The organism is Pseudodesulfovibrio cashew, from assembly GCF_009762795.1.
In the GTDB taxonomy this organism is placed as follows: domain Bacteria; phylum Desulfobacterota; class Desulfovibrionia; order Desulfovibrionales; family Desulfovibrionaceae; genus Pseudodesulfovibrio; species Pseudodesulfovibrio cashew.
Map to the genome: position 1 here is coordinate 3,689,393 of NZ_CP046400.1, position 26,407 is coordinate 3,715,799.

A 26,407-nucleotide genomic window follows, 5' to 3' on the forward strand; every position below is an offset into this window, starting at 1 on the left:
TTTGCCGGCCATGCCCGCCATCGACACCCAACTCCTGATCGACCTGCTCTCCCACGAGGAGGCCCTTACTCTTCTGCTTGACGAGCTACCCGCCGCCGTGGCCCTTCTGGACGCGGACGGCAGCGTCATCCTGGTCAACAGGGCTTACGCCAGTCTCACAGGACTGGAGCGGGAAAGCGCAATGGAGCTCAAATGCCTGCACGCCCTGCGGTGCGACTTCTGCGTGTCCGGTTGCCCGCTCATGGTCCGGGACAAGCCCATGGAGATGTGTTCCACGAACGCCAACATCATCAGCCGTTCGAGAGAAAAGATTTTCGTACGCCTCACGGTCTCCCCGCTCAAGGACAAGGAGGACCGGGTCCGGGCGGTGGTCGAAACCCTGACGCCGCTCTCCCACCACATCCTTGACGAGACCTCCGGCAGCGCCTTCGGGCTGGGCGAACTGGTTGGCCGGAGCCCCCAGGTGCGCAAGATCTTCTCCATGACCCCGTCCATCGCCCAGACAGACTCACCGGTGCTCATCACCGGTGAAACCGGCACCGGCAAGGACATGCTGGCCGAGGAGATCCACAAGGAATCCGACCGCAACGACGGCCCGTTCATCAAGGTCAACTGCGGCGCCCTGCCCGAGCATCTTCTGGAGTCGGAATTCTTCGGCCACGTCAAGAATGCCCTGCCCGGCGCGGATCACGACAAGCCGGGACGATTGCGCATGGCCCACGGAGGCTCGCTCTTCATCACCGAGATCGGCGACCTGCCCTACTCGCTCCAGACCAAGCTTCTCTCCTACATGGACGACCACATGGTTCACCCGGTGGGCTCGCACAAGGGCATGCGTACCGACGTCCGCATCATGGCCGCCACACAGCATGACCTGGAGACCATGGTCAGGCAAAAACGATTCCGCCAGGACCTCCTCTACCGACTCAACGTCATCCGGCTCAACCTGCCGCCCCTGCGCCAGCGGGGCGACGATATCCGGCTACTCCAGGACCACTTCCTGAAGATGTTCCGGGCCCGCTTCGGCAGGCCGGTGGAACGCTTCTCGACAAATGCGGAACGGCTTCTGGGCTCCTACGCCTATCCCGGCAACGTAAGGGAGCTGCGCAACATCATCGAGTACGCCGTCAACTTCTGCGACGGCAAAGTCATTCGCATGCGCCATCTGCCCGGCTACATGCTGGACGGACACGGCCTGCCCGAAGGACTGACCGCGCCACAGCCGGAACCGCCGACCCCCGTGGGGGAAGACGGCACCAGGGCCATTCCGCCCGAACGCTGGGAGGACGTCCAAAGGAAAATGATCCTCGACGCCCTGGTCAAGACAGGCGGCAAGAAGCAGCAGGCCGCCAAGCTGCTCGGCTGGGGACGTTCCACCCTGTGGCGGAAGATGAAACATTTCGGCATCGAGTAAGCGAGGTCCCCCCATGGAAAAAATACTTATCCCTCTGCTGGACAATGAGCTGGCCCCCCGTTTCGACCTGGCGGCAGATGTGCTCGTGGTATCCCTCATCCGCGAAACAAGCGCCATGGGCCGGGTCGAGGAGATGGTCACGGTTCTGGAAGACCCGTCCGCCGAGGCCATGTGCCGCCTGGCGGTCAAGGCTGGCGTGCAGACTGTTATATGTGCCGGTATTGAGAAGGAATTCTTTGATTTTCTCGAGTGGAAGGGCATCCGGGTCCTGGACGACATCTGCGGCCCGGTGGACGTCATCCTCGAAGCCTACCTGGGGGGTAGACTGGCTACGGGCCAGAGTTACTACTGACCACCACGTCTCCTTTTGTTTCATTTTCGTTCACATTCCTCTCATTTTTCTGTTTCTTTACGTTTCATTTTGTGCTTGCTCTTTTTTTCACATCGTTTTCTTGACCCTCACAACCAAGTATCATTTATACAATAAGGACTGTTGAAGAAAACCGGCTCCGCGACTGGAATCGCATGGAGCGGGCGACCTGACGCAGAGCGCCGTGGGACTGGAAAATCACGACGCGAACTCCGGCAATCCCGGCCACTCGACTGGACCCCCGTGGTCGGGACAAGGAAGCGGTATCCCGCCATGGGACTGGAAATTACATGGCGGGATACCGTCCGGCGCCTCCGCCGCCAGCCGGGTCAGAGCGGAGAGAAGCGCTCACGTCATGCGACTGGAAACATGGCCGAGGCGCAAACTGCCACTTCCGCGTGACTGGAAACGCGCGGTCGGGGGAATGACGTCTTTCCGTCCGGCGACTGGTGCCGTAAGGCGGAAGACCATACTGGAACGCGACGACAGCCTGGCCCTCCAGGGCTCGGGAGCGTCCTGTTCCAGGGGGATTGGCCGAACCGTTCCGCCGAGGCGGATGGCCCGGTCGAAGTGTGAAGCGCAAGTCCGCCTTTGTTCGGAACGCAAACGCCCACGCGGCGCCCATGCGACTTCCGCCACAAGACGGCCCATACATTGGGAGGAGGATTCAATGCAGGTAAAAGACCTTATGGTCCCAGTCTCCGAATACAAATCGGCAGGCGTGAACGACTCGCTGGGCGAAGTCGCATCGGTTATGGCCGGTGGCGGCCACCGGGATGTTCTGGTCGTCAACGACAAGGGCAATCTGGAAGGCGTCATCACCATGACCGACATCTTCATGGCCCTGGAACCCAACTACAAGAAGCTCAGCCGAAAGGAACTCAGCACGGACATTCTGGCCAGCCGCTACGTGACTGACCTGTTCAAGGAGTACGGCCTCTGGTCCGTCTCGCTTTCCGAACTCTGCGAAAAGAACGCAACCATCAAGGCCGCAGAGGTCATGCACGTGCCTGACGAACACGAGTTCCTGAAGGAGGAAGACGATCTGGAACAAGCCATCCACCGCTTCATCGTGGGGATGCACCAGCCGCTCTTCGTCAAGGCCAACGGCACCATCACCGGTGTCCTGCGCATGGTCGACGTCTTCAATGAAATCGAGGCGCGGATGACTTCCTGCGCCGGCGAATAACCGTTTCGCGGGTTACTTGAGGAGTTCAACATGGAAATAGCACAAGCAGCCAACACCGGCTTCGACTGGAAACGCCTGGTCTTCATGCTGACCGGCGTTACCCTCTTCGCCGTGGTATTTTTCTCGTCGGCCTGGCCCGACGCCATCGACCCCAACGGACAGCATTTCGCCCTGAGCAAGGAAGGCAAGGGCGCCATCGCCGTCTTCCTGCTCGCAGGCACATGGTGGGTCTTCGAGGTCGTACCCATCGGCATCACCTCGCTGATGATCGGCATCCTCCAGGTCATGTTCCTGATCCGTCCGGCCAAGGTGGCCTTCAAGGACTTCATGGACCCGTCCGTACTCTTTATCTTCGCCTCCATCATGATCGGTCTGGTCTTCACCAAGACAGGCCTGACCAGACGGCTGGCCTACAAGATGCTCGACGTCGTGGGCGAGCGGACCTCCATGATCTACCTGGGCGTCTTCGTGGTCACCGCCGCCCTGACGCACATCATGGCCCACACCGCGGTCGCCGCCACCATCTACCCTCTGCTCCTCGCCATCTACGCCCTGTATGGCGAAGGCGACAAGCCCACCAAGTTCGGCAAGGGGCTGTTCATCGGCATGGCCTACGTGGCCGGCGCGGGCTCCGTCGTCACCCTGCTGGGCGCGGCGCGCGGCGCGGTGGCCATCGGCTTCTTCAAGGAAATCGTCAATGTGGAGGTCGGCTTCTTCGAGCTGTCCTACTACATGTTCCCCATCGGCTGGGGCATGACCTTCCTGCTCTGGGGCTTCTTCATGATCTTCATGAAGCCGGAGAAGGAGCGCATCCCCGGACTGCGCGAAAAGGCCCGTGAGCTCAACGCCAAGATGGGTCCGCTGACCCGCAACGAGATCATGGCCGCCATCATCGTCGGTACCGTCATCTGCATCATGTCCCTGCGGTCCTTTGTCCCGGCGCTCAACGCCGTTGACAAGACCGCCATCATCCTCTGTTCGTCGGTCCTCTTCTTCGTCTTCAAGATTCTGGACCTCAAGGACCTGGAAGATATCCCCTGGAACATCATCCTTCTGTTCGCCGGCGCCATGTCCATCGGCTTCTGCCTCTGGGAAACCGGCGCGGCAAAATGGATGGCCGTCAACTGGCTGGTCATGTTCGCAGACGCCAACTGGTTCGTCTTCGTCATGTCCATCGCCTTCTTCGTCATGATCATGACCAACTTCATCATGAACGTGGCGGCAATCGCCATCTCCCTGCCCGTGGCCCTGGTCATCGCGCCCTATCTTGGCGTGGCCCCGGAGGTCATCCTGTACTCCTCCCTGGCCATGGCCGGTATGCCCTTCCTGCTTCTGGTGGGTGCGGCGCCCAACGCCATCGCCTACGACTCAGGCCAGTTCACCACAGGTGAATTCTTCGGCTGGGGCGTACCCGCATCACTCCTGCTGATGGTCTTCGTCGGAGTGGCCTGCTACATACTGTGGCCACTCATGGGCATGCCCGTGACCCTTCCTGCCGGAGGATAACGCCCTTAGGGCTCCGCTGAAAACAAACGGCTGTCGCGCAAGCGGCAGCCGTTTACAACCGAACAGAGAGAGACACTCGCAAATGGAAAAACTGGAAACCCTCTTTGAACACATAGCGTCCCGAATCAACGTCAACCTCAAGCCCATGGGGCTCGACGTCAGGCCCATCCTCCAGAATGCCATCCCCAGAGAACGCCACCTGGCGTATTACGCATTCTACGCCCTGACCGAAGACCATCCCATCAGCTTCAAATTTACCAACTCCAACCTTGCCGGGACGTACTTCCTGGGCAAGACACTGGTGGATCGCTCCGTGGTCTACAAGTCCAACCTGCGCGGCGACGAGCTCAAGCGCAAGGGGGACGTGGTGGAGTTCAACGGCGTCAAGACGACGCTCTTCTATGACGAGGTCATCCGCGTCATCAACTCCTACCTGGTCAAGACCCTGGTCCACAACCACTCCAAGAACCCGGAAATTCCCGAGGTCTTCAAGATTCTCAACACCGTGGCCATGCACTATTCCAACATCCACGGCACCACGACGGAAGGCGTCTACCTCGGCCCCTTCTCCACGGTGGATTTCTCGGTCATGCACAACTGCATCGTGGGCGACTTCTCCTACGTCCAGGCCGGGGACCTGTCCCGGGTTGTCATCGAACCGGGACACGTCTGGATCAAGGTCAACGGATCGTTCGAATTCCACTACGTCTATCCCGAAGGGGTCGTGGACGAATACGTCTCCCTGGACGAACACGGACACGTTTCCGGAAAGTTCATCGAATACGTCGACGAATTCAAGGAAGACTTCGTCCCGGTATACTCCACCGTCAAACCGGAGCGGCTGGAACTGGCCATCGGCGACGGCTCGTACGTCAGCCCCTACTCGGTCATCAAGGGTGCCTGCACCATCGGCCCCAACGCGCTGATCGCCCAGCGCGCGCACATCGAGGACTCGGTCATCGGCGAGGGTTCCAACGCGCAGGAGAACTGCTACATCAAGGACTCCGTGTACGAAGGATTCAACGTCACCGCCCACGGCGGCAAGGTCATCCATACCCATAACGGCAAGAACGTATTCGTCGGCTTCAACTCGTTCGTGCACGGCACCGAGTCCTGCCCGATCACCATCGGGAAAAATTCCATCGTCATGCCGCATACTATAATTGACGCCGCCGAGCCTATCGAGATACCGGAAAACTCGGCAGTATGGGGTTATATAACCAAACAATCGGACCTGGAAACGCAATGCATGGACCTGGACGAGCTGTCCAATGCCAGTGACCTGACCTTGGGCAACCTCACCTTCAAGGGCGACGGCAAGGCTTTCGTGGAAGGTTTCAGAAACCGCATTGAACATATTCTGGAAGAAAACGGGGCGTATTACGACGGAACGGATGACACCCGCGGGCACGCCCAGAAAACACAGGATGCCAGTTTCAACATCCTCCAGCCCTTCCAGGGCGGCAAGGATGCGGGAATGTACCCGACGATGACCATCGGCGAATAGCCTGCCGACCGGTCACCAACCATAACAACGTTCAGGAGACACCAAACATGCCTCGAACACTGTCCCAGGCCTTCGGAAAGAACTTTCTCGGCAACGCGCCGAGTTGGTACAAAATGGCGATCCTTGGCTTTCTCGTGCTCAACCCCATCCTGGTACTGACGGTTGGACCGTTTATCGCCGGCTGGGTGCTGATCGTCGAATTCATCTTCACCCTGGCCATGGCACTGAAATGCTACCCGCTGCCCTCGGGCGGCCTGCTGGCCATCGAGGCGGTCATACTTGGGCTCACCACGCCCGGCACCGTCTACCATGAAGCCAAGAACAACTTCCCGGTCATCCTGCTGCTGATCTTCATGGTCGCGGGCATCTACTTCATGAAGGACTTCCTCCAGTTCACCTTCACCCGCATCCTGACCAAGGTCCGCTCCAAGATCGCCATCTCGCTGATGTTCTGCTTCGCCGGAGCATTCCTGTCCGCCTTCCTGGACGCCCTGACCGTCACGGCTGTCATCATCGCCGTGGCATACGGCTTCTACAACGTCTACCATCGCTACGCCTCGGGCAAGACCCTGACCTGCGACCATGACCTCTGCTCCGACCTCTCCGTCAAGGATGCCGCCCGACAGGAACTCATGGACTTCCGCGCCTTCCTGCGCAACCTGATGATGCACGGCGCGGTGGGTACCGCCCTGGGTGGCGTCTGCACCCTGGTCGGCGAGCCCCAGAACCTGCTCATCGGCGAGGAGATGGGCTGGCACTTCGTGCCCTTCTTCCTCCAGGTTGCCCCGGTTTCCATGCCAGTGCTGCTCATCGGCCTGCTGACCTGCATGGCCGTCGAAAAATTCCATCTCTTCGGCTACGGCGCCCAAATGCCGGGCAACATCCGCTCCCATCTGCTGGAAACCGCCATGGAAATGGAGGCGAAACGCGGGCTCAAGGGCAAGGCCATGCTCATCATGCAGGGACTCATCGGCGTCTGGCTGATCCTCGCCCTGGCGTTCCATCTGGCCGAAGTCGGCATCATCGGCCTCTCGGTCATCGTCCTGCTGACCTCTCTCAACGGCTTCACCGACGAGCATCAGTTCGGCCCGGCCTTCGAAGAGGCTCTGCCCTTCACCGCCCTGCTCGTGGTCTTCTTCGCCATTGTCGGCGTCATCCACGACCAGCACCTGTTCGCGCCGGTCATGCACTTCGTCCTAGGTCTGGAGGGCCACATCCAGCTGGCGGCCTATTACATCGCCAACGGGCTGCTCTCCATGATCTCGGACAACGTCTTCGTGGCCACGGTCTACATCTCCGAAACCAAGATGCACTTCGTCCAGTTGCTGGGCACCATCCCCGGAGTGGAGAATGGCGCGGCCCTCATGGACAAGCTCACCGATCCGCAGCTGCATCGGGCCGATGTCATCACCACGCTTCCCGCGGGCATCCAGGCCAAGGTCACCGAAACCATGGCCCACTTCGACAAGCTCGCCGTGGCCATCAACACGGGCACCAATATCCCGTCCGTGGCCACGCCCAACGGACAGGCGGCCTTCCTCTTCCTGCTGACCTCGGCTCTGGCCCCGGTCATCAGGCTGTCCTACGGCCGCATGGTTGTCCTGGCCCTGCCCTACACCATCACCATGTCCATAACCGGACTCGCCGCCACCTACTACTTCCTCTAGGAAGAATGGCGGTCAAACAACAAACGGCAAGGGCCCGCGCACAATGCGCGGGCCCTTTTTTTCGGTCAAAAGTCTGCTGGCCAGGCGGGACTACCGGTTTGAAGACATGTGCCAGACCCACTTTGCAACCGGGGGGTTTACAAAGGGACCCTAGTCCGTTGGCGCACCGCCTGTACCGACCAAGCGCAACCCCTTATTGAACAATTCCTTGAGGGCGGCCCCTCGGGGTTCGCGTTCAAAACAGACATAAAGATTGTGGATGGCGAGCATACGAGGCATGAAGTCCAGCTCTTCCTTCCGGGAATGGATGACCGGGTCCGTCTCCGCCAGATAGCGAAACACATTGAGATCAATCACGGCCAGATCAATCCTCTCCATCAGCACCTTGCGCAGATTCAGGCGGTCGGAAACCGCTGTTTCCGTGCGGATGATTTTTTTCCGGGCCAGCTCATCAAACTCAACCGAGTTGAGGTAGCCGTCCACCACCCCGACCACCTGGGCCCCGGCCCCGATCTCGGCAATCTCATTCCAGGGGAGCTTGTGCGTGCGCAGCTTGGCAAAACCCAGCGGGCTCCTGCCGATGGAATCGGAATAGAGGCAGCGTGAGGCGCGCCCCCGGTATTCCGGAAAATAACCGTCAATCTCGGGGTTGGACTCCGCCTCGAACATCACCCTGTTCCAGGGAAAGTACCGCACTTCCAATTCGTAGCCCGCCATACGGAAGGCTTCGCGCACAATGCGCACGGCGCTGCCGCCACCCGGCAGGCCTTCTCCGGCATAGGGAGGCCAATAGAGCGAGGCCAACACGACCTTGCCCTTCCCGGCCTGTGCCGGAAGGCAGAAGAGGAGCAAGAGCGCACTCAACGTAAAGACTATTTTACGCATAGGGATACTATGCCCAACAAAAGGCGGTAAAACAAGATGGATATACGAAGTGGGACCTGCTTTACTGCCGCATGCCGGTCAGCTCGCGACGAGGGATGACCACGCGTACCAGGGTGCCCTTGCCCACGGTGGAATCGACCTTGATGTCCCACTGGTGCTCCATGACGATGCGCCGGACAATGGCCAGGCCCATGCCGGAACCATTGGCTTTACGGGTAAAGAAGGGATCGAAGATGTAGGGAAGGTCTTCCTCGGCTATGCCCAAGCCGTCGTCCGAAACCTCGATGGCACAGGCCAGGCTACCGGGCGAGACCTTGATGTGGACCTTGACCCGCCCCTGGCTGAAATCCACGGCGTTGTCCATAATGGCCTCGAAGGCTATAACGAACAGGGCCGGATCCACCAGCACGGTCTGGTCAGGGCAGAATATCTCCCACTCCACGCCGCCGCTGTCGGCCATGCGGTCTTCGACGTGATCCATGGCCTCCTCCAGCAGGACGCGAATGCTCGCCGGGCGCATTTCACCGATCTCTATGGAAGCGTACCGGGTCACGTTTGAAACCATGGTTTCCAGCCTTGCGGCCTCCTGCAGAATGGTGCTCAAATGCTCGCCCACATCCTCAGGCACGTCCTCGTGACGCTTGATGATGTTGGCGAAACCGGCGATAGCCACGGTTCGGTTGCGGATCTGGTGGGCCACGGACATGGCCAGGTGGTGCAGGCCGCGCCGTGCGTCGTTGACTGACTTGAGGTCGCGGAAGGAACGAATGGCCGTGATGACCGAAGTGATCAACCGCTCCGAGGTCAGCTCGGTCTTTGAGCGGTAGTCGTTGATGTCCAGCTCGGTGACAACCTCCCGCTCCGGCGCCTCGCCGGGCTGGCCGGTGCGCAGGATGATCCTGACCAGATGGTTGCGGGCCACCTCTCGGGTGTACTCGGCCACTTCGAGCCCGGCCCGCCGGGTCTCCATGACCACGTCGAGCAGCATGACCGCAAGGTCGGGGTTGGCGACCACCAGCTCGCGGGCCTCCTGGCCGGAATAGGCGCTCAGGCAGGACACCTTGCGTCCCTCGAAGGCGAGGCCGTCCAGGACCAGACGCGTCACGTTGTGCACGTCCTCCTGGTCGTCCACGATGAGGACTTTCCAGGTTCCGTTGCCACCCGCGCCTTTGGCCTCGGCCTCGCGACCGCCGTCTTCATCGGCAAAGATCAATTGATCATCCATGTTCCGCCCCCACCGGTTTTCCCGCTTTCCCGCTCTCTACCATGACAACATAACCCAAAACGGGAAAAATAGTAATGGTATCCGGCAATACACGGCAAAGGGCCTGCCGAACAACGTCGGCAGGCCCTTATCGGTAATGTTCTCTCGAGGTGTAATCAAGCGTCCACCTTGGGTGAATCATCGCGGTGTTCACGGCAGAGCCAGATGATGGACTGGCGCTTGGCATCGAAGTGCGGACTGACGCCGTGCTCGCTGCCACAGACGGCACACCGGTACTCTCCTTCGCAGCTGGGAAAGCATTCATACCGGTTGAGCATCGCGTTGAAGCGATTAATGTACTGGAACATCGGGTGCTTCTGATGCCGCCTGATGTCCTTGCTGTTAAGTTTGCCGTTGTCGTTGACCTTGACGGTGATCATCCGGGATCGATTGATGACACCCTTCTTCTTGTTCATGACCACCTCCGTCGGCTCCTCCCAACGGCAGATGATCCGCTTGCGGTCCTGATCATAACGCATCGACATGGTATTCTCCTTTCGTAACGGGCCTTGGCTTGTCACGAACGAACAACGTCAAGCCGTCGTCCTGAGCCGGGCCGCATCGTCCTAGATTACGTAATCCAGAACCTTGCGACTGGCGGCCACCGTCTTGACGAAGGCGACGCAGGCCTGGTGTTCCGGATGCCCCTGATAATGGTCCAGGGCAACCGCATCATCGTGCTCGGAGCAAAGAACAATGTGGCATTCGGGATCAGCGGCCACGATGTCGTAGCTGACCTCAAGGTGCCGCAGTCCTTCAATCCGCCCGTTCAGGGCTTCGAGCATTTCTTTCATCTTGGCCGCGTTCTCCTTGGCGGGAACGCCGTCCACTTCCTCTTGCAAAGTCCACATGACAATATGTTTGACCACAGTTCTACTCTCTTTAATAACGCTGAGATTCAACAGGAGAGGCAATATGCAGAAATTTTGCAATAGCCTCCATCTTTCCTATTAAGCACGGAGTTGGGCTTTGTCACCCTTTCTGCGATAATTTATAAAAGGTTCAGGATATTTTCCCCCAGCCCCCTCCGCGCTTCATGTTGGAAGACGACGGAGCAAGGGAGAAAAAGAGGTTCCCCGCCCCGCAGCGGGCGGGGAACCGGATGAGGCTTTTCCCTGTTAGGAGGAAGCGTGGCAGTTGCTTCGAGGGATTGCGGTCCAACCTAAAGTGAGAGCCTCATGAGTTATGGCTCCGATCCCGCGCCATTGCCCGGGACCGGAGCGAATTCCTTTACTTCTTGTTGTCTGCCAGGACCTCGGCCACGTGACGGACCTTGATCCAGGAACCGCGCTTCTTCAGTCCGCCGCGCAACTGCATGACGCAGCCGGGGCAGTCAGTCAGGAGCACGTCGGCCCCGGTGGCCTCAACGTTGTCGAGCTTCTTGCGCAACAGCTCGGACGAGAGTTCCGGGAACTTCATGGAGAAGGAGCCGCCGAAGCCGCAACAGACTTCTTCCTCGGCGCATTCCACATACTCCATGCCGCCCTTCTCGATGAGCTGACGCGGCGCATCGTGCACGTCCAGGCCCCGGCACAGATGGCACGGCGCATGGTAGGTGGCCTTGCCGCCGGACTCGTTGAAGTCCGACTTCTTCACCTTCAGCACGTCGTTGACGAAGGAGGAGTAGTCGATGATCTTCTCGGAGAAGGCGTCGGCCTTGAGCTTGAGCCCAGGCTTGTCCATGACCAGCTTCGGATAGTTATGCTTGAGGTGCGAAGCACAGGATGCGCACAGCGTGATGATGTAGTCGTAGGCGTCGGTGTTGAACGCCTTCAGGTTCTGCGCGGCCACATCCTTGGATGCCTTCATCTCGCCCATCATCTGCACCGGCAGGCCGCAGCAGGACTGGGCTTCGGGGTAATCCATCTCAACATCGTTGTCTGCGAAGACCTTGACCGCCGCCTGCATCTGCTCGGGGTAGACGAAGTCCTGTACGCAACCGGAGAACAGGGCCACCCGGTACTTGGGCTTGTCCACGTACGGACGGTTCTCCTTCCACCAGTCGCGGAACGGGGTCTTGGCAATGGCGGGCAGTGCGCGGAAGCTGTGCTCCTTGGAGAAGATCATGGGCAGGTGGCGGATGAAGCCGTCGCCTTCTGCCACGGGCTTCTGGCCCCACTTGGCGGTGCGCAGCAGCGTGTGGAAGAGCTTGCGGTTCTTGAGCACCGTCCCGAGGAGCTTCTGCGGCAGCGGGCTGCCGTCCTCTTCCATGATGCGGGCGTGAATCTCCTTGATCAGCCTGGGCAGGTCGATGCCGCCGGCGCAGATGTCCTTGCACGCCTCGCAGTTGATGCAGTTCTGGACCAGGTTCTTGGCCTTGTCCTTACCGTGGAAGAAGTAGGTCAGGATCAGGCCGATGGCGCCGATGTAAATGTGACCCATCTTGTGGCCGCCCACCAGACGGTACACGGGACAGACGTTGGCGCAGGCGCCGCAGCGCACACAGCGGTTGACCTGGGAGAAGAGCGGGTCCTTGACCAGTTCGCTCCGGCCGTTGTCCAGGACGACGTAATGAATTTCCTTCTTGCCGTCCTCGGCGGCCAGGCACTCGTTGGCGCCGGTAATCCAGGTCACGTAGGACGTGATCTGCTGACCGGTGGCGTTGCGGGGCAGAACCTTGAGGATACGCAGGGCGTCATGCAGCTTGGGCAGCAGCTTGTCGATGCCCATGAGCGCCACGTGAACGCGGGGCAGGGTCGACACCAGGCGGGCGTTGCCCTCGTTGGTAACCAGACCGATGCCGCCGGTCTCGGCCACGGCGAAGTTAGCGCCGGTGATGCCCATGTCCGCATCGATGTACTTCTGGCGCAATTCGCGGCGGGCGACCTTGACCAGCTTCTCGATCTCCGAGTCCTGCTTCTTGCCGGTCACCTCGGTGAAGAGGTCGCCGACCTGGAAGCGTGACAGGTGGATGGCGGGCATGACCATGTGGGACGGGCCCTCATGCCGGAGCTGGATGATCCACTCGCCCAGGTCCGTCTCAGTCACTTCCAGGCCTTCGGCCTCCAGGTCGTGATTGAGCAGGGTTTCCTCGGCGGTCATGGACTTGGACTTGACGATCTTCTTGCAGCCCGTGTCCTTGGCGATCTTGGCGATGATGGCGTTGGCCTCGTCGCCGTCCTTGGCAAAATGAACGTGGATTCCGGCAGCCTCGGCGTTGGCCTTGAATTCGGCGAACAGGGCGTCGGCCTCCGCGGCGGCCGCATCCTTGGAAGCGGCGATGTCACTGATCAGGCCACGTACGTCCATCCCCTTGAAGGCATTGGCGCGTCCGGCGCGATAGGCCACGGCAAAATTGTCGAGGGTGGTGCGCAGGAAATCGTTATCCAGGGATTCACGCAGTTCCTCGCGATATTCCTTGAGATCGTGTGCTTTCTGCATGGCTTAGTCCTCCAGGAGCAGGATGTGGAGTTCGAGGGGGCCGTGGACACCGAGGGCAAGCACCCGTTCGATGTCCGCCGTCCGGCTGGCGCCGGTGATAAACGCCATGTAGTTGGGCGTCTTCCTCATCCGGGTCAGCATCATCTTTTCCACCGCGTAGGTGTTGGCGCGGATGCTGGACTTGGGCAGCATGCAGACGTGAAACTCGGAGACCATGGTGGCCAGACGCAGTTCCTCGCTCGGGCAGTCGACCATTAGGGTGCCGGTGTCGGCGACGCCGTACTCGGCGGCGGTGAACCCGATGTCGATACCGGCGAGATGCTCACGCATCCCCTTGTCGATACACTCGAAACCCGCTTTCTTAGCCTTGGCGGAGAGCTTCTTGTAGAGCTCCTTTTTGAGGGCGGGAGCAGCGATAACCTTTTTCTGCTTGGCGTCGCAGAGCGCTTCGGCCTCGTCCGAGATGGCCTCACCGCAACCGCTGGCCAGCAACTGGCAAGCCTCTTTCTTTCCACAAAGATCCAGGACGTACTCCATGGCCTCGTCCTCGTTGGCCAGGGTCGTCACCTTAGCGGAAACCAGCTCCGCCTTCTCGATAAACTTTTCAACCAATGCTTCCTTGGAAGACATGGCAGACACCTCCATAATGTTAATGGACCGCCCCCCGCCCAAGACCGGGCGGGGGGCCCGCAACAGTCCTTGTTATCCGTTTACTATATCCCGGGTTTCCCTTGCGATGGCCAACTCCTCATTGGTCGGAATGACCCAGATGGCCACCGGGCTGTCCCCGGTGCTGATGAGCATGGGCTCTTTTGCGCGTTTGTCATTTGCCTGCACATCGATCTTCATGCCGAAGGGCTCCAGGCCCTCCATGGTCTTGCGCCGGACGATGCTGTCGTTCTCGCCGATGCCGGCGGTGAAGACGACCGCGTCCACGCGGCCCAAAACGGCCATGTAGGAACCGATGTATTTGCGCGTGCGGTAGGTCTGCACGCCCAGGGCGAGTTCGGCGCGCTCGTCGCCCTTCTCGATGGCCGCGTGGATGTCGCGCATGTCGTTCATGCCGCACAGCCCCTTGAGCCCGGACTCCTTGTGGAGCACGTTGTCAATGGTGGCGATGTCCATGCCGCGGTTCACGGCCAGATAGTTGTGTACCGCGGGATCGACGTCTCCGGACCGGGTACCCATGACCAACCCCTCCAGGGGGGTGAGGCCCATGGAGGTATCCACGCACTTGCCGTCCTTGACTGCGGCCATGGAGGCGCCGTTGCCCATGTGAATGGTGATCACGTTGAGCTCGTCCAGAGGCTTGTCCATGAGCCGGGCGCACTCGCCCGCCACGTACTTGTGGGAAGTTCCGTGCGCGCCGTAGCGGCGGATATGATCTTCCTCGTAGTACTCGTACGGCAGCGCGTACATGAACGCATGGGGCGGAATGGTCTGGTGAAAGGCGGTGTCGAACACCAGGACCTGAGGCACGCCGGGGAACAGCGCCATGGCCTCCCGGGCTCCGCCCAGATTGGCCGGGTTGTGCAGGGGCGCCAGCCGCTCGGTGTCCTTGAGTTCCTCCATCATCTCGGGGGTAACCACCACCGGAGCGCTGAAGTTCTCGCCACCCGCGACCACGCGGTGGCCGACGGCCTTGATCTCGTCCAGGGAGCAGACCGCGTTCTCGCCGCTAGAGGTCAGGTCGATGGCCAGCTTGAGCCCCACGCTGTGGTCGGGGATAGGCTGTTCGAGCTTGACCACGGCTTCCCGGTCGGTGCCGGGGTAGGCCTTGTGGGTCATAACGCCCTGCTCTTCGCCGATGCGTTCCACCAGACCGGAAACCATGACCGACTCATCGGCCATGTCGATCAGTTGGTATTTAATGGAAGAGCTTCCGGAGTTGATGACAAGTATCTTCATTTATTTTTCCTTTTCAGCCTGGGCCTGAATGGCGGTGATGGCCACGGTATTGACGATGTCGGGCACGGTGCAGCCGCGGGACAAGTCGTTGACCGGCTTGTTGAGTCCCTGGAGAACCGGGCCGATGGCCACGGCGTTGGCGGCGCGCTGCACTGCCTTGTAAGTGTTGTTCCCGGTGTTCAGGTCCGGGAAGACGAAGACGGTAGCCCGTCCCGCGACTTCGGAATCGGGCAGCTTGACGGCGGCCACGTCCGGGTCAACGGCGGCATCGTACTGGAGGGGGCCCTCCAGGGGGAAGTCCAGGCCGCGCTCCTTGATGAGCCCCTTGGCGATCCGGGCCGCCTCGGTCACCTTCTCCACGTCCTCGCCCTTTCCGGAGGAGCCGGTGGAGTAGCTGAGCATGGCAACGCGGGGCTCCACGCCGAAGATCTTCGCGGTCTCGGCGGCGGAGATGGCGATCTCGGCCAGTTCCTGCGCGTTGGGGTTGGGGTTGACGGCGCAGTCGCCGTACACCAGCACGCGGTCACGCAGGCACATGAGGAACACCGAGGAGACGATGGAGCTGCCCGGCTTGGTCTTGACGAACTCGAAGGCCGGCCGGATGGTCTGGGCCGTAGTGGTCACCGAGCCGGAGACCATGCCGTCGGCAAAGCCCTTGTAGACCATCATGGTTCCGAAGTAGGTGGGATCGGCCATGCGGTCCCAGGCCATTTCAGCAATGACGCCCTTGTGCTTCCTGAGCTCCAGATACTCCTCGGCAAAGGCGTCGAGCAGTTCGGAGTTCGAGGGGTTGATGATCTGCGCACCGGAGATGTCCACACCATACATGGACGCATTCTTGCGAATGACGTCCTCGTCGCCGAGCAGGATGATGTCGGCCACGCCGCGACGCAGCAGAATGTCCGCCGCGCGCAGGATGCGTTCGCCGGTGCCCTCGGGCAGGACGATGCGCTGCTTGTCGCGGGACGCCTTGTCGAACAGCGAGTATTCGAACATCTTGGGCGTCACGCGGGTGGAGCGCTGCTCGACCACGCGATCACGCAGCTCGGGCACGTTGACGTGCCGCGAAAATCCACCCAGGGCGGTGGCGATGCGCTGATGGTCGTTGACCTCGATCCGGCCATACAGCCGATTGAGTTCCTGCACATTGTGATAGGTGTGTCCCTTGACCGAGAGAACGGGAACCGGAACGCCGGTCCAGCCCTCGATGAGCTTGTGCACGTTCATGGACACGTCCAGGCCGCCGGTAAGCACGATGCCCGCGATGTCCGGGTACGAGCTCGACAGCCGGGAAGCCAGCGAGGAGAGGATGATGTCGGAGCGGTCACCGGGGGTGATGATCAGGGAACCCGGCTTGATGTACTGCAGGAAGTTTCCGATCTGCATGGCCGCGATGACGTAGTTGTCCACCAGGGTCTGGAGTCCGGAGTGCCCGTAGAGCACGTCCGCGTCCAGCCAGCGCTTGACGTCGCCGACGGTGGGCTTGCCCAGAGTCTCATCCTCGGGGATGACATAGACGGGCATGGGGTCGGCATGGCCCGCCTTGCAGTCGATGTGGCTGCACAGGTCGTCGGTCATGCCCTCGGGTGCGCGGTTGACCACGCAGGCAACAAAGTCCACCCCCTTCTCACCCAGGGTGTCCAGGGTGCTCTGGGTAATGTTGACCACCTCGTCCGGGGTCTTGTCCCGGCCGGAGGTGACCACCAGCATGGGCGCGCCAATATTGGCGGCGATGTCCGCATTGAGATCGAACTCGAAGGCAGGGTCCTTGCCCTTGAAGTCGGTTCCCTCGCAGAGGACGAAGTCATACTCCTCCTCCAGCGCCTTGTACTTGTTCAGGATGTTCTCCAGCACGGATGCGTACTGCCCCGAATTGATCAGTTCCCGCGCTTCCTTCAGCGTGTAGGCGTAGGTGTCGCGGTAGGGAATGGGCAGCTTGAAGTGTTCCGTCATCAGCAAGATGTCGTGATCCTGTCTGCCTTCGCCCGGATCGTCGATTATGGGGCGGAAGATGGCGACCTTATGCAGTTCCCTCAGGAGCATCTGCATAACGCCGAGGATGACGGCGGACTTGCCGCTCCGTTCTTCCGTAGAGCTCACGTACAGGTTTTTGGACATGGTGGTTTCCTTGTTACCTCATCATTGGGGGTTAGAGACTATCCGCGTATAGCTCTATGACGTGTTTTACGTCCATCCCGGCCCCTTTCTGCGATAGCATGTCCGTTATCTGGAGCATGCAGGCCGGGCAGCTCGTGGCTGCCGTCTGGACCTTTGCGGCCAGGATGTTGTCGGCTTTGCGGGAACCAATTTGTTTGGATATGTCGTAGTGGGCGATGTTGAAGCTGCCTCCGCAGCCGCAACAAGTGCCGGCTTCGGCCATTTCCTTGTAATCACAGCCTGCTGTCCGGATCAATTCTCGGGGCTGGGCGGTGATGCCGAGGGAATTTTTGAGGTGACATGGGTCGTGATAGGTCACGCTCCTGCCGCAATTGCCCCCGGTCGGTTGCACCTGGAGAATATCCACCAGGAACTGACTGATGTCCATGGTCTTTTTCTGAAGCTTCGCGGCCTCGTATCGAGTAACCGAATCCCCCTGGTACATGTGGGGCCACAGTTCCTTGATGGTGGAGGTGCAGGAGGCGCATCCGGTAACCAGATAATCGAACTCCGCGTCCTTGAAGAGCTTGACGTTCATGTTCACCAGGGAGTCGAAGGTGCTGGTGTCGCCGCTGGACAGGGCCGGAATGCCGCAGCACGCCTGGCCTGCGGGCATGTACACGCCCACGCCGTGGTGCTTGAGCACCTTGAGAATGGCTTCTCCCACCTGGGGGAAGATCTTGTCGACGACGCAGCCCACGTACAGGGCGACGCGGATGCCGGACTTCCCGGCGGGCGTATCCATCTCGGGCACGATCTTGTGCAGGGGCTTCTTGGCCAGGGAGTTGAAGTGACGGTCTCCGATGACCGGCGCGTTGAAACGCGCACAGGAGGAGCCGAGCATATCGTCCACCTTCTTGGTGAACAATCCCTGGAACTTGGAGCCCATGCCCACCAGTGTGTTGAACAGCTTGGGGTTCTTGAGCATGCCGCGGAAGATGGCCTGCTTGACCGGAGACAACCCGAAGTACCCGGTCATGATGGCCCGGGCCTTGAGGAAGATGTCCATGACGGACACGCCGGAGGGGCAGTTTGCCTGACAGGTGCCGCAGAGCAGGCAGCGGTCGAGCTTTTCCTTCACGCCCTGGGGATCTTCCAGCATCTCGTGGGCAAGCTTGTCCAGCAGGGCGAGCTTGCCGCGGGTCACGTCGCCTTCACGCCCCGACTGGGCAAAGACCGGACAGACGGCCTGGCACATGCCGCAGCGCATGCAGCCGACCAGGAGATCGTCCAGTTCCATGAACATTTGTGCGAGTCTGTTGATATCGGCCATGGCGCCCCCCTATTTCTTGAACCCGATGATCTTGCCGGGGTTGAGGATACCCTTGGGGTCCAGGACGGACTTCATGCGGTGGGCATACTCCAGGGTGGCGCGGGAGGTCTCGATCTCCATGTACTTGGACTTGGCCAGGCCAATGCCATGCTCGCCAGACAGGGTGCCGCCGAGAGCGAGGGCGCGGTCGAAGATCATGTCGATGCCCTTCTCCACCCGCTCCCACTCGGCCTTGTCGCGCTTGTCGGTCAGGATGGTGGGGTGCAGATTGCCGTCACCGGCGTGGCCGAAGGTGCCGATGGTCAGGTCGAGCTTCTTGGAGATCTCCTCCAAAGCCGCGATCATGGCCGGGATCTTGGAACGCGGCACGGTGGCGTCCTCAAGCACGCAGGTGGGCTTGAGCTTGGCCAGGGCGGGCAGCGCATCGCGGCGGGCCTGCCAGACTGCGTCGCGCTCGGCGGCGTCCTTGGCGACCTTGATCTCGGTAGCGCCGTTCTCCTTGCAGATCTTCTCGACCAGAACGGCCTCGTCCTCGACCTGGGCGGGGTGACCGTCCACCTCGATGAGCAGCAATGCGGCAGCATCGGTGGGCAGGCCCGCACCGCGGAAGTTCTCCACGGTGTTGATGGTGAAGTTGTCCATCATCTCCAGGGTGGCCGGCACGATCTTGTTGGCGATGATCGCGGCAACGGTCTCGGAGGCGGCTTTCATGGAGGGGAAGATGGCCATCATGGACTTGGCGGCCTGCGCCGGGGGAATGAGCTTGAGGATGATCTTGTCGAAGACGCCCAGGGTGCCTTCGGACGCAACCATGAGGCCGGCCAGGTTGTAGCCGGTGACGCATTTGACGGTGCGAGAGCCGGATTTGACCAGTTCGCCGTTGACGTCCCAGAAGTCCACGCCCATGACGTAGTCCTTGGTCACGCCGTACTTGAGGCCACGCAGTCCGCCCGCGTTCTCGGCAACGTTGCCACCGAGGGTGGAGACGGTCTGGGAGCCCGGATCCGGGGGATAAAAGAGGCCTCGGCTCGCCACTTCGGCGGCGAACTTGGCGGTGACGACGCCGGGCTCGACCACGGCGTACATGTCCTCTTCATTGATCTCGAGGATACGGTTGAGGCCGTTGGTCAGGACGACGCAGCCGCCCGGATGGGGGATGGTACCCCCGGAAAGGTTGGTACCGGCGCCGCGAACGGTCAGCGGCACGCCGTTGTCGTTACACAGCTTTACGCATTTGCCCAGGGCTTCGCTGGTGGTGGGACGAACGACCAGAGCGGGCACGACGGAATCAAGAACAGCGGCGTCGTAGGAATAGGCGTGACGATCGGTCTCGTCCGTCATGACATTCTCGGCTCCGATGGCGGCTTCGAATTCCTTGATGATGGCGTCTTTGCTCATTGTTAGCTCCTTAACTTGAAATATGTTCAGCCAAGTTTCTTTGCTCGGCTTGGTTGTGGCTGCCGGTCCAGACCCGACCGCAACCTGTTATCACATCCCCGTCCGTCGGCAAAGGGAGAGGCGGGATTTTCCCGCCTCTCCCGTTATCGGTTTAGAAGAGGCCGGGCAGGAACACGAAGCTCATCAGCGAAGCCACGATGCCCACGACCAGACCGTAAAGCAGGAAGGGCCACACGGTCCGCCTCAGGATCGCACCCTCCATGCCGGACAGGCCGACAACGGCGCACGCGGCGACGATGTTGTGGATGCAGATCATGTTGCCCATACCACCGCCAACGGCCTGTGCGGCCACGATGATCTGGCGAGGCAGTTCAAGGTTGGAGGCGACGCCCCACTGGAACTCGGCGAACAACAGGTCGGAAACCGTGTTGGAACCGGTGATGAACGCGCCGAGGCCACCCACGAAGGAGGCGAACATGGGCCAGGCGTTACCCGCGATGGACGCGACGGCCTTGGCCATGGCCAGCGGCATGGACGGATAGGAGTTCGGGTTCAGGGCCGCGTCGCCGATGCCGGAACCGCGGAAGATGGAAACCAGAGCAACGGCCGCGAACAGCGCGATGGTCGGGTTCTTCATGGTCTTGATTGCCTGAGTCCAGGACAGCTTCACCTTGTCGGCGGGCATGCCGTGGATGAAGATGGTCAGGATGGCCACCAGGGTGAACGGGATGGTACCGGGCAGATACAGGTAGGCGATGGCGCCGTTGACGCTTTCATAGCCCAGGATGTGGCTGAACTTGAGGGCCTGGCCGGCGAGCATGCCCTTGAGGCCGAGTTCGGGAATACGGGTGACGACCAGGATGGCGCCGATCAGGATGTACGGCAGCCAAGCCTTGAACTGGCTCATGTGCGCGGTGAACTCGGTGGAGTCGGCGGACACGGAACCGGTCCATTCGGGGTCCCAGTTGGCGGAGGGGCCGAAGTCCCAGGATTCCTTGGGCATGCAGAAACCGGCCTTGGCACCGGCGATGATGACGCCGAGGCCGACGAGACCACCAATCAGGGACGGGAACTCGGGACCGACGTTCCAGGCAAAGATCAGGTAGGGCACGGTGAAGGACACGGCGGCGAAGATGCAGAACTTCCATGCGGCCAGACCGGGCTTCCAGCTCCGTTCGGGGCCGAAGAAGCGGGTGATGAAGCCGAGCATGAAGATCGGAAGGATGAAGATCATGCTCAGGTGCATCAGAGTGGCCCACTGGCCGATGACGGCCACGAACTCGCCCATGTTGGAGAAGTTGAGACCGGCGACGCCGGAGGCAACGGCCTGGTCAACACCGGGAGCGAGGTACTTCAGGCCGAGCACGACCGGAGTACCGACCGCGCCGAAGGTGACCGGGAAAGAGTTGAAGACCAGACAGATGATGGCTGCGGCCAGAGGCGGGAAGCCCAGGGAAAGCAGCAGCGGAGCAGCCAGGGCGGCCGGGGTTCCGAAGCCCGCGGCGCCTTCGATGAAGGCGGCGAACATGTACCCGATGATGATGGCCTGAATGCGCCGGTCAGGGGTGATGTTCTGCATCCCGTGCTGGATGGTTTCCATGCCGCCCGAATGCTGCAAGGTACGCAGAATCAGGATGGCGCCGAAGACGATAATCAGGATACCGATGGCGGTAATGAACCCTTGCAGGGTCAGTGCTGCAACATATTTGACGGGGAGGCCCCAGACGACAACAGCCCCCGCGGCAGCGGTCAGCCATGCGACAGGCATGGCCTTGGTGGCGGGCCAGCGCATGCCGACCATCAGAATGAGCGCCACCAGAATCGGCAGCAGCGCGACCAGCGCAAGTACTTCCATAGACATTATTACACCTCCGTTGCTGTGGACCCCCCAGGGTCCACACAGTTGAGAAAGAAGTGCGGGGCGGAACCAGGCTGAACCTCCGCAAATGTTCCGCCCCGCACAAACATCAGACGATTATCTGCCGTCGTCGCAAGGCTCGCCGGAGCCCGGGCTTTCGGCGGACACGCCGGTCGTACAGACATCCCCGTCCTCTGCATCAGGCTTGCTGAAGTCAGCTTCGGCCAGATGAGTCAGGATGGTGTAGCGTTCGGCGTAGTCTTTTTCGAGTTGAGCACGGAACGCCTTGGAGAGTTCCGGGTGGAACCGTTCCAGCATGGCGTACCGGTTTTCGCCGGAGAGGAACTCCTGCAGGGAACCGTCGGGAGCCTTGGACTCCAGGATGAACGGATTCTTGCCCTCGTCGGTGAGATCGGGATTGTAGCGGTAAAGCGGCCAGTAGCCGGAATCCACCGCGAGCTTCTGCTCGAGCTGGGTCTTGCCCATGCCCTTGCGGATGCCCTGGTTGATGCACGGTGCGTAGCAGATGATCAGGGAGGGGCCGTTGTAGGCCTCGGCCTCCTTGAAGGCCTTCATGGTCTGCTGCTTGTCCGCGCCCATGGCCACGGAAGCCACGTACACGTAGCCGTAGGTCATGGCGATACGGCCCAGGTCCTTCTTGCCGGTGGCCTTGCCCGCGGCGGCGAACTTGGCGATGGAACCCAGCGGCGTGGCCTTGGAGGACTGGCCGCCGGTGTTGGAGTAGACCTCGGTGTCCATGACCAGGATGTTCACGTCCTTGCCGGAGGCGATGACGTGGTCCAGGCCGCCGAAACCGATGTCGTAGGCCCAACCGTCACCACCGAAGATCCAGACGGACTTCTTGGTGAACAGGTCGGCGTCGGCCGCAATGGCCTTGAGGGAGTCGTCGGAAGCGCCTTCGAGGGCGGTCTTCAGGGCCGCGCCCGCTTCGGCGGAAGCCTCGGCGTCGTCCTTGGCGGCCAACCAGCCTTCGAGAGCAGTCTTCACGTCGCCGGAAGCGGTCTCAAGGGCGGCTTCGCACTTGGTGACGAGGGTGTCGCGGCGGTTGTTGACGCCCATTTCAATGCCGAAGCCGAACTCGGCGGCGTCCTCGAACAGGGAGTTGCCCCAGGCCGGACCGTGACCGTCTGCATTGGTGCAGTACGGCGTGGACGGAGCCGAGGCGCCCCAGATGGAGGAGCAGCCGGTGGCGTTGGCGATGATCATGCGCTCGCCGAAGAGCTGGGTGAGAACCTTGACGTAAGGGGTCTCGCCGCAGCCGGAGCAGGCGCCGGAGAATTCCATGAGGGACTGACGGAACTGGCTGCCCTTGACCGAGTCGCGCTTGAAGGCGTCCTTGAAGGCGACGGTCTCGGCGAAGTCCCAGTTGGGGGCCTGCGCAGCGGTCTGGCTGGCCAGCGGCTGCATGACCAGGGCCTTTTCCTTGGCCGGGCAGATATCGGCGCAGTTGCCGCAGCCCAGGCAGTCCAGAACATCCACCTGCAGGCGGTAGGCCATGCCCTTCACGTCCTTGCCCTTGGCATCAATGGTACCGAAGGATTCAGGAGCGCCCTTCATCTCTTCCTCGGTGGCGAGGACGGGACGGATGGCGGCGTGCGGACAGACAAACGCGCACTGGTTGCACTGGATGCAGTTGTCGGCGATCCACTCGGGCACCTTGATGGCCACGCCGCGCTTCTCGAACTTGGCGGTGGACAGAGGCATGGTGCCGTCCTTGGAGAAGACGGAGACCGGCAGGTCGTCGCCCTTCTGGGCCAGGACCGGACGCATGACGTTCTTGACGTAATCAGGCTCGTCCACTTCGACGGCTTTGTCGTCGGCCAGGCCGGACCAGGAAGCCGGGACAGCCACTTCGACGATGGCGTCGGTAGCCTTGTCCACTGCGGCGCAGTTCATCTCGACGATCTTCGGTCCCTTCTTGCCGTAAGCGGCCTCGATGCCGCCCTTGAGCAGGGCAACGGCCTTGTCAAAGGGAATGACGTCGGCCAGCTTGAAGAAGGCGGTCTGCATGACCATGTTGATGCGGCCTCCGAGGCCGACCTCGGCAGCGATCTTGACCGCGTCGATGGTGTAGAACTTCAGGTTCTTCTCTGCGATGGTCCGGCGCATGGCGGCGGGCAGTTCCTTTTCCAGCTCCTCGGCGGACCAGGCGCAGTTCAGCACGAAGGTGCCGCCGTCCTTGATGCCGTCCAGCACGTCGTAGAGGTGGACGTAGCTGGGGTTGTGGCAGGCGATGTAGTCGGCTGCGGTGACCAGGTAGGTGGACTGGATGGGCTTTTCACCGAAACGCAGGTGCGAGATGGTGATACCGCCGGACTTCTTGGAGTCGTAGGCGAAGTAGCCCTGGGCGTACATGTCTGTGTTGTCGCCGATGATCTTGATCGCCTGCTTGTTCGCTCCGACGGTTCCGTCGGAACCGAGGCCCCAGAACTTGCACTGTACAGTGCCTTCCGGGGTGGTATCCAGAGCCCCGGTAGCGACAAGGGAGGCGTTGGTGACATCGTCCTCGATACCCACGGTGAAACGGTTGCGGGGATCGGAGGCGGCCAGGTTTTCGAAAACGGCCTTGGCCATGGCCGGGGTGAATTCCTTGGAACCCAGACCGTAGCGGCCGCCCACGACGAGCGGGCCCTCGCCCAACTCCTTGTAGGTGGTGCAGACATCCAGGTAGAGGGGATCGCCCAGGGAGCCGGGCTCCTTGGTCCGGTCGAGCACGGACACGGTCTTCACCGTCTCGGGCATCACCGCCAGGAAGTGCTTGGCGGAGAACGGACGGTACAGGCGGACCTTGATCAGGCCGACCTTTTCGCCGTCGGCCACCATGTGGTTGACGACTTCCTCGATGGTCTCGCAGGAGGAACCCATGGAGATGACAACGCGCTCGGCATCGGGTGCGCCAACATAGTCGAAGGGCTTGTAGTCACGGCCGGTCAGGGCGGAGACCTTGTCCATGTACTCCTCGACGATGGCGGGGATGGCGTCGTACTCGGCATTGGTAGCCTCGCGGCCCTGGAAGTAGATATCCGGGTTCTGGGCGGTGCCGCGAACGTCCGGGTGTTCCGGGTTCATGGCGCGCTTGCGGAACTCGGCCACCTTGTCCATGTTCAGCAGCGGCTTCATGTCGTCGTAGTCGATGACCTCGATCTTCTGGATCTCGTGCGAAGTGCGGAAGCCGTCGAAGAAGGACAGGAAGGGAATGGAAGCCTCGACGGTGGACAGATGGGCCACCAGGGAGAGGTCCATGACTTCCTGGACGGAAGCGGCGGCCAGCATGGCGAAGCCGGTCTGACGGCAGGCCATGACGTCCTGATGGTCGCCGAAGATGGACAGTGCATGCGCGGCGATGGCGCGAGCGGAAACATGGAAGACGCTCGGCAGCAATTCGCCGGCGATCTTGTACATGTTGGGGATCATCAGCAGCAGGCCCTGAGAGGCAGTGAAGGTGGTGGTCAGTGCGCCACCGGCCAGGGAGCCGTGCACCGCACCGGCGGCGCCGGCCTCGGATTGCAACTGGCGGACCTCCACGGTCTGGCCGAAAATATTCTTGCGCCCCTGCGCAGCCCATTCATCGGCGATTTCGCCCATGGTGGACGAGGGGGTGATGGGATAGATGGCGGCGGTTTCGCTCATGGCATAGGCCACCCAGGCGGCGGCGGTGTTGCCATCCATCGTTTTCATCTTTGACATTTGGTCGTTCTCCTCTTGAGGTGTTTTTTCCGTTCATCATTCCAGTGTATGAAATGCGGACAAGTCGAAGTAACGACACCCCTTACTCAACATCCGTGCCAACCCGATGAACACATTATATTCTCTTTAAATACAGTATATTATCAATTTTTTAACGTTTCCGTTAAAATCAAAACACGCCAATTCAGTCCGAAAAACAGGACAGAATCGAACAAGTTGTTCCAGCCTCGACCAGCAGATTTTCGCCATTTACGGGGTTTTCTCCACTTTTGCCCCGCCCAGCCCGAAAAAAAGGCCCAGTCTGAAAAAACGGACACGTCCGTTTTGCGGGATAAAGCAAGGCGGGCAGGGACTCCGGCGGGAATTCAGTTCACACGGCTTTCCAATAGAAAAAGGCCGCTCCGGAAAGGGAACGGCCCAGAATGATTACCAAGTCCAATCTGGCAGGCTAAGATGATTCTTCAAGCAGACTGCGAATCATGCCTCCAACGACGCGGGCAGTCCTTCGACCATGACCCGAATCTCATCGCGCACCCGGCGATAGACAGCGAGCCCGTCGTCTTCGGAAAGATCCTGCTCCCGAACCAGGCTCGGCGGATCATCGAACCCGCGATGGACTCGTTTAGCGGAGGAAGGAAAGTATGGGCAGTTTTCGGCGGCATGGCCGCACAGGGTGACCACGTAGTCGAATGCCTCGTCCGGCAGGTCGTCCACGGTCTTGGACTCCTGGCCCGACATGTCCACCCCAGCCTCCTCCATGACCCGAACGGCCATGGGATTCATGCCGTGCCGGACCACGCCCGCAGACCAGACACCGATCTCAGGGCGCAGGTGGCGCGTCCATGCCTCGGCCATCTGGCTGCGGCAGGAGTTGCCGGTGCATAGGTAGAGAATTTTCATCAAGCTGTTCTCCGTCATTCCG

19 protein-coding genes are annotated in these 26,407 nt (G+C 60.9%); 6 read left to right on the top strand and 13 right to left on the bottom strand.

What is annotated here, in order from left to right; all coding sequences use genetic code 11:
• Window positions 1–10: 10 nt before the first annotated feature.
• The 6 genes from GM415_RS16950 to nhaB all read left to right on the top strand — a co-directional run bounded on the left by GM415_RS16950 (window position 11) and on the right by nhaB (window position 7,653).
• Window positions 11–1,414, top strand: a complete 1,404-nt coding sequence (locus GM415_RS16950; RefSeq protein WP_158950280.1) for a sigma-54 interaction domain-containing protein — start codon at window positions 11–13, stop codon at window positions 1,412–1,414.
• 13 nt (window positions 1,415–1,427) lie between these two features.
• Window positions 1,428–1,766, top strand: coding sequence for a NifB/NifX family molybdenum-iron cluster-binding protein (locus tag GM415_RS16955; protein ID WP_158950282.1), 339 nt, complete (start codon window positions 1,428–1,430; stop codon window positions 1,764–1,766).
• A gap of 688 nt (window positions 1,767–2,454) precedes the next feature.
• The gene (locus tag GM415_RS16960) at window positions 2,455–2,973 is read left to right on the top strand and encodes a CBS domain-containing protein (protein WP_158950284.1); all 519 of its coding nucleotides are present in this window, start codon (window positions 2,455–2,457) and stop codon (window positions 2,971–2,973) included.
• A 30-nt stretch (window positions 2,974–3,003) separates the two neighbouring features.
• Entirely contained in the window at window positions 3,004–4,479 is a 1,476-nt protein-coding gene (locus GM415_RS16965) for an SLC13 family permease (RefSeq protein ID WP_158950286.1), read from the top strand.
• 82 nt (window positions 4,480–4,561) lie between these two features.
• Complete coding sequence (locus tag GM415_RS16970) at window positions 4,562–5,986, top strand: transferase (protein WP_158950288.1); 1,425 nt, start codon at window positions 4,562–4,564, stop codon at window positions 5,984–5,986.
• A 47-nt stretch (window positions 5,987–6,033) separates the two neighbouring features.
• On the top strand, window positions 6,034–7,653 hold the full coding sequence (nhaB, locus tag GM415_RS16975; protein WP_158950290.1) for a sodium/proton antiporter NhaB: 1,620 nt from the start codon (window positions 6,034–6,036) through the stop codon (window positions 7,651–7,653).
• A gap of 150 nt (window positions 7,654–7,803) precedes the next feature.
• Here nhaB and GM415_RS16980 read toward each other — a convergent pair whose 3' ends face one another.
• The 13 genes from GM415_RS16980 to GM415_RS17040 form a co-directional block, all read right to left on the bottom strand.
• On the bottom strand, window positions 7,804–8,538 hold the full coding sequence (locus tag GM415_RS16980; RefSeq protein WP_158950292.1) for a substrate-binding periplasmic protein: 735 nt from the start codon (window positions 8,536–8,538) through the stop codon (window positions 7,804–7,806).
• Window positions 8,539–8,599: 61 nt separating this feature from the next.
• Complete coding sequence (locus GM415_RS16985; RefSeq protein WP_158950294.1) at window positions 8,600–9,763, bottom strand: ATP-binding response regulator; 1,164 nt, start codon at window positions 9,761–9,763, stop codon at window positions 8,600–8,602.
• 155 nt (window positions 9,764–9,918) lie between these two features.
• On the bottom strand, window positions 9,919–10,287 hold the full coding sequence (locus GM415_RS16990) for a hypothetical protein (RefSeq protein ID WP_158950296.1): 369 nt from the start codon (window positions 10,285–10,287) through the stop codon (window positions 9,919–9,921).
• Window positions 10,288–10,368: 81 nt separating this feature from the next.
• Window positions 10,369–10,671 carry a Dabb family protein gene (locus GM415_RS16995; RefSeq protein ID WP_158950298.1) on the bottom strand — a complete coding sequence of 101 codons (303 nt, stop codon included), beginning with the start codon at window positions 10,669–10,671 and terminating at the stop codon, window positions 10,369–10,371.
• Window positions 10,672–11,032: 361 nt separating this feature from the next.
• Window positions 11,033–13,183 carry an L-lactate dehydrogenase (quinone) large subunit LdhH gene (gene ldhH, locus GM415_RS17000; RefSeq protein ID WP_158950300.1) on the bottom strand — a complete coding sequence of 717 codons (2,151 nt, stop codon included), beginning with the start codon at window positions 13,181–13,183 and terminating at the stop codon, window positions 11,033–11,035.
• Window positions 13,184–13,186: 3 nt separating this feature from the next.
• Window positions 13,187–13,813: a LutC/YkgG family protein gene (locus GM415_RS17005; protein WP_158950302.1), complete on the bottom strand. Its 627-nt coding sequence runs from the start codon at window positions 13,811–13,813 to the stop codon at window positions 13,187–13,189.
• A 72-nt stretch (window positions 13,814–13,885) separates the two neighbouring features.
• Window positions 13,886–15,091, bottom strand: coding sequence for an acetate/propionate family kinase (locus tag GM415_RS17010; RefSeq protein ID WP_158950304.1), 1,206 nt, complete (start codon window positions 15,089–15,091; stop codon window positions 13,886–13,888).
• Complete coding sequence (gene pta / locus GM415_RS17015) at window positions 15,092–17,209, bottom strand: phosphate acetyltransferase (protein ID WP_158950306.1); 2,118 nt, start codon at window positions 17,207–17,209, stop codon at window positions 15,092–15,094. It lies immediately after the preceding gene.
• A gap of 31 nt (window positions 17,210–17,240) precedes the next feature.
• Complete coding sequence (locus GM415_RS17020) at window positions 17,241–18,521, bottom strand: (Fe-S)-binding protein (protein WP_158950308.1); 1,281 nt, start codon at window positions 18,519–18,521, stop codon at window positions 17,241–17,243.
• Window positions 18,522–18,530: 9 nt separating this feature from the next.
• Window positions 18,531–19,919: an FAD-binding oxidoreductase gene (locus GM415_RS17025; protein ID WP_158950310.1), complete on the bottom strand. Its 1,389-nt coding sequence runs from the start codon at window positions 19,917–19,919 to the stop codon at window positions 18,531–18,533.
• A gap of 151 nt (window positions 19,920–20,070) precedes the next feature.
• Window positions 20,071–21,780, bottom strand: coding sequence for an L-lactate permease (locus tag GM415_RS17030; RefSeq protein WP_158950312.1), 1,710 nt, complete (start codon window positions 21,778–21,780; stop codon window positions 20,071–20,073).
• A 114-nt stretch (window positions 21,781–21,894) separates the two neighbouring features.
• Window positions 21,895–25,485, bottom strand: coding sequence for a pyruvate:ferredoxin (flavodoxin) oxidoreductase (gene nifJ, locus GM415_RS17035; protein ID WP_158950313.1), 3,591 nt, complete (start codon window positions 25,483–25,485; stop codon window positions 21,895–21,897).
• A gap of 477 nt (window positions 25,486–25,962) precedes the next feature.
• A complete protein-coding gene (locus tag GM415_RS17040; RefSeq protein WP_158950315.1) occupies window positions 25,963–26,385 on the bottom strand; it encodes an arsenate reductase ArsC in 423 nt (140 codons plus the stop codon).
• Window positions 26,386–26,407 lie beyond the last annotated feature (22 nt).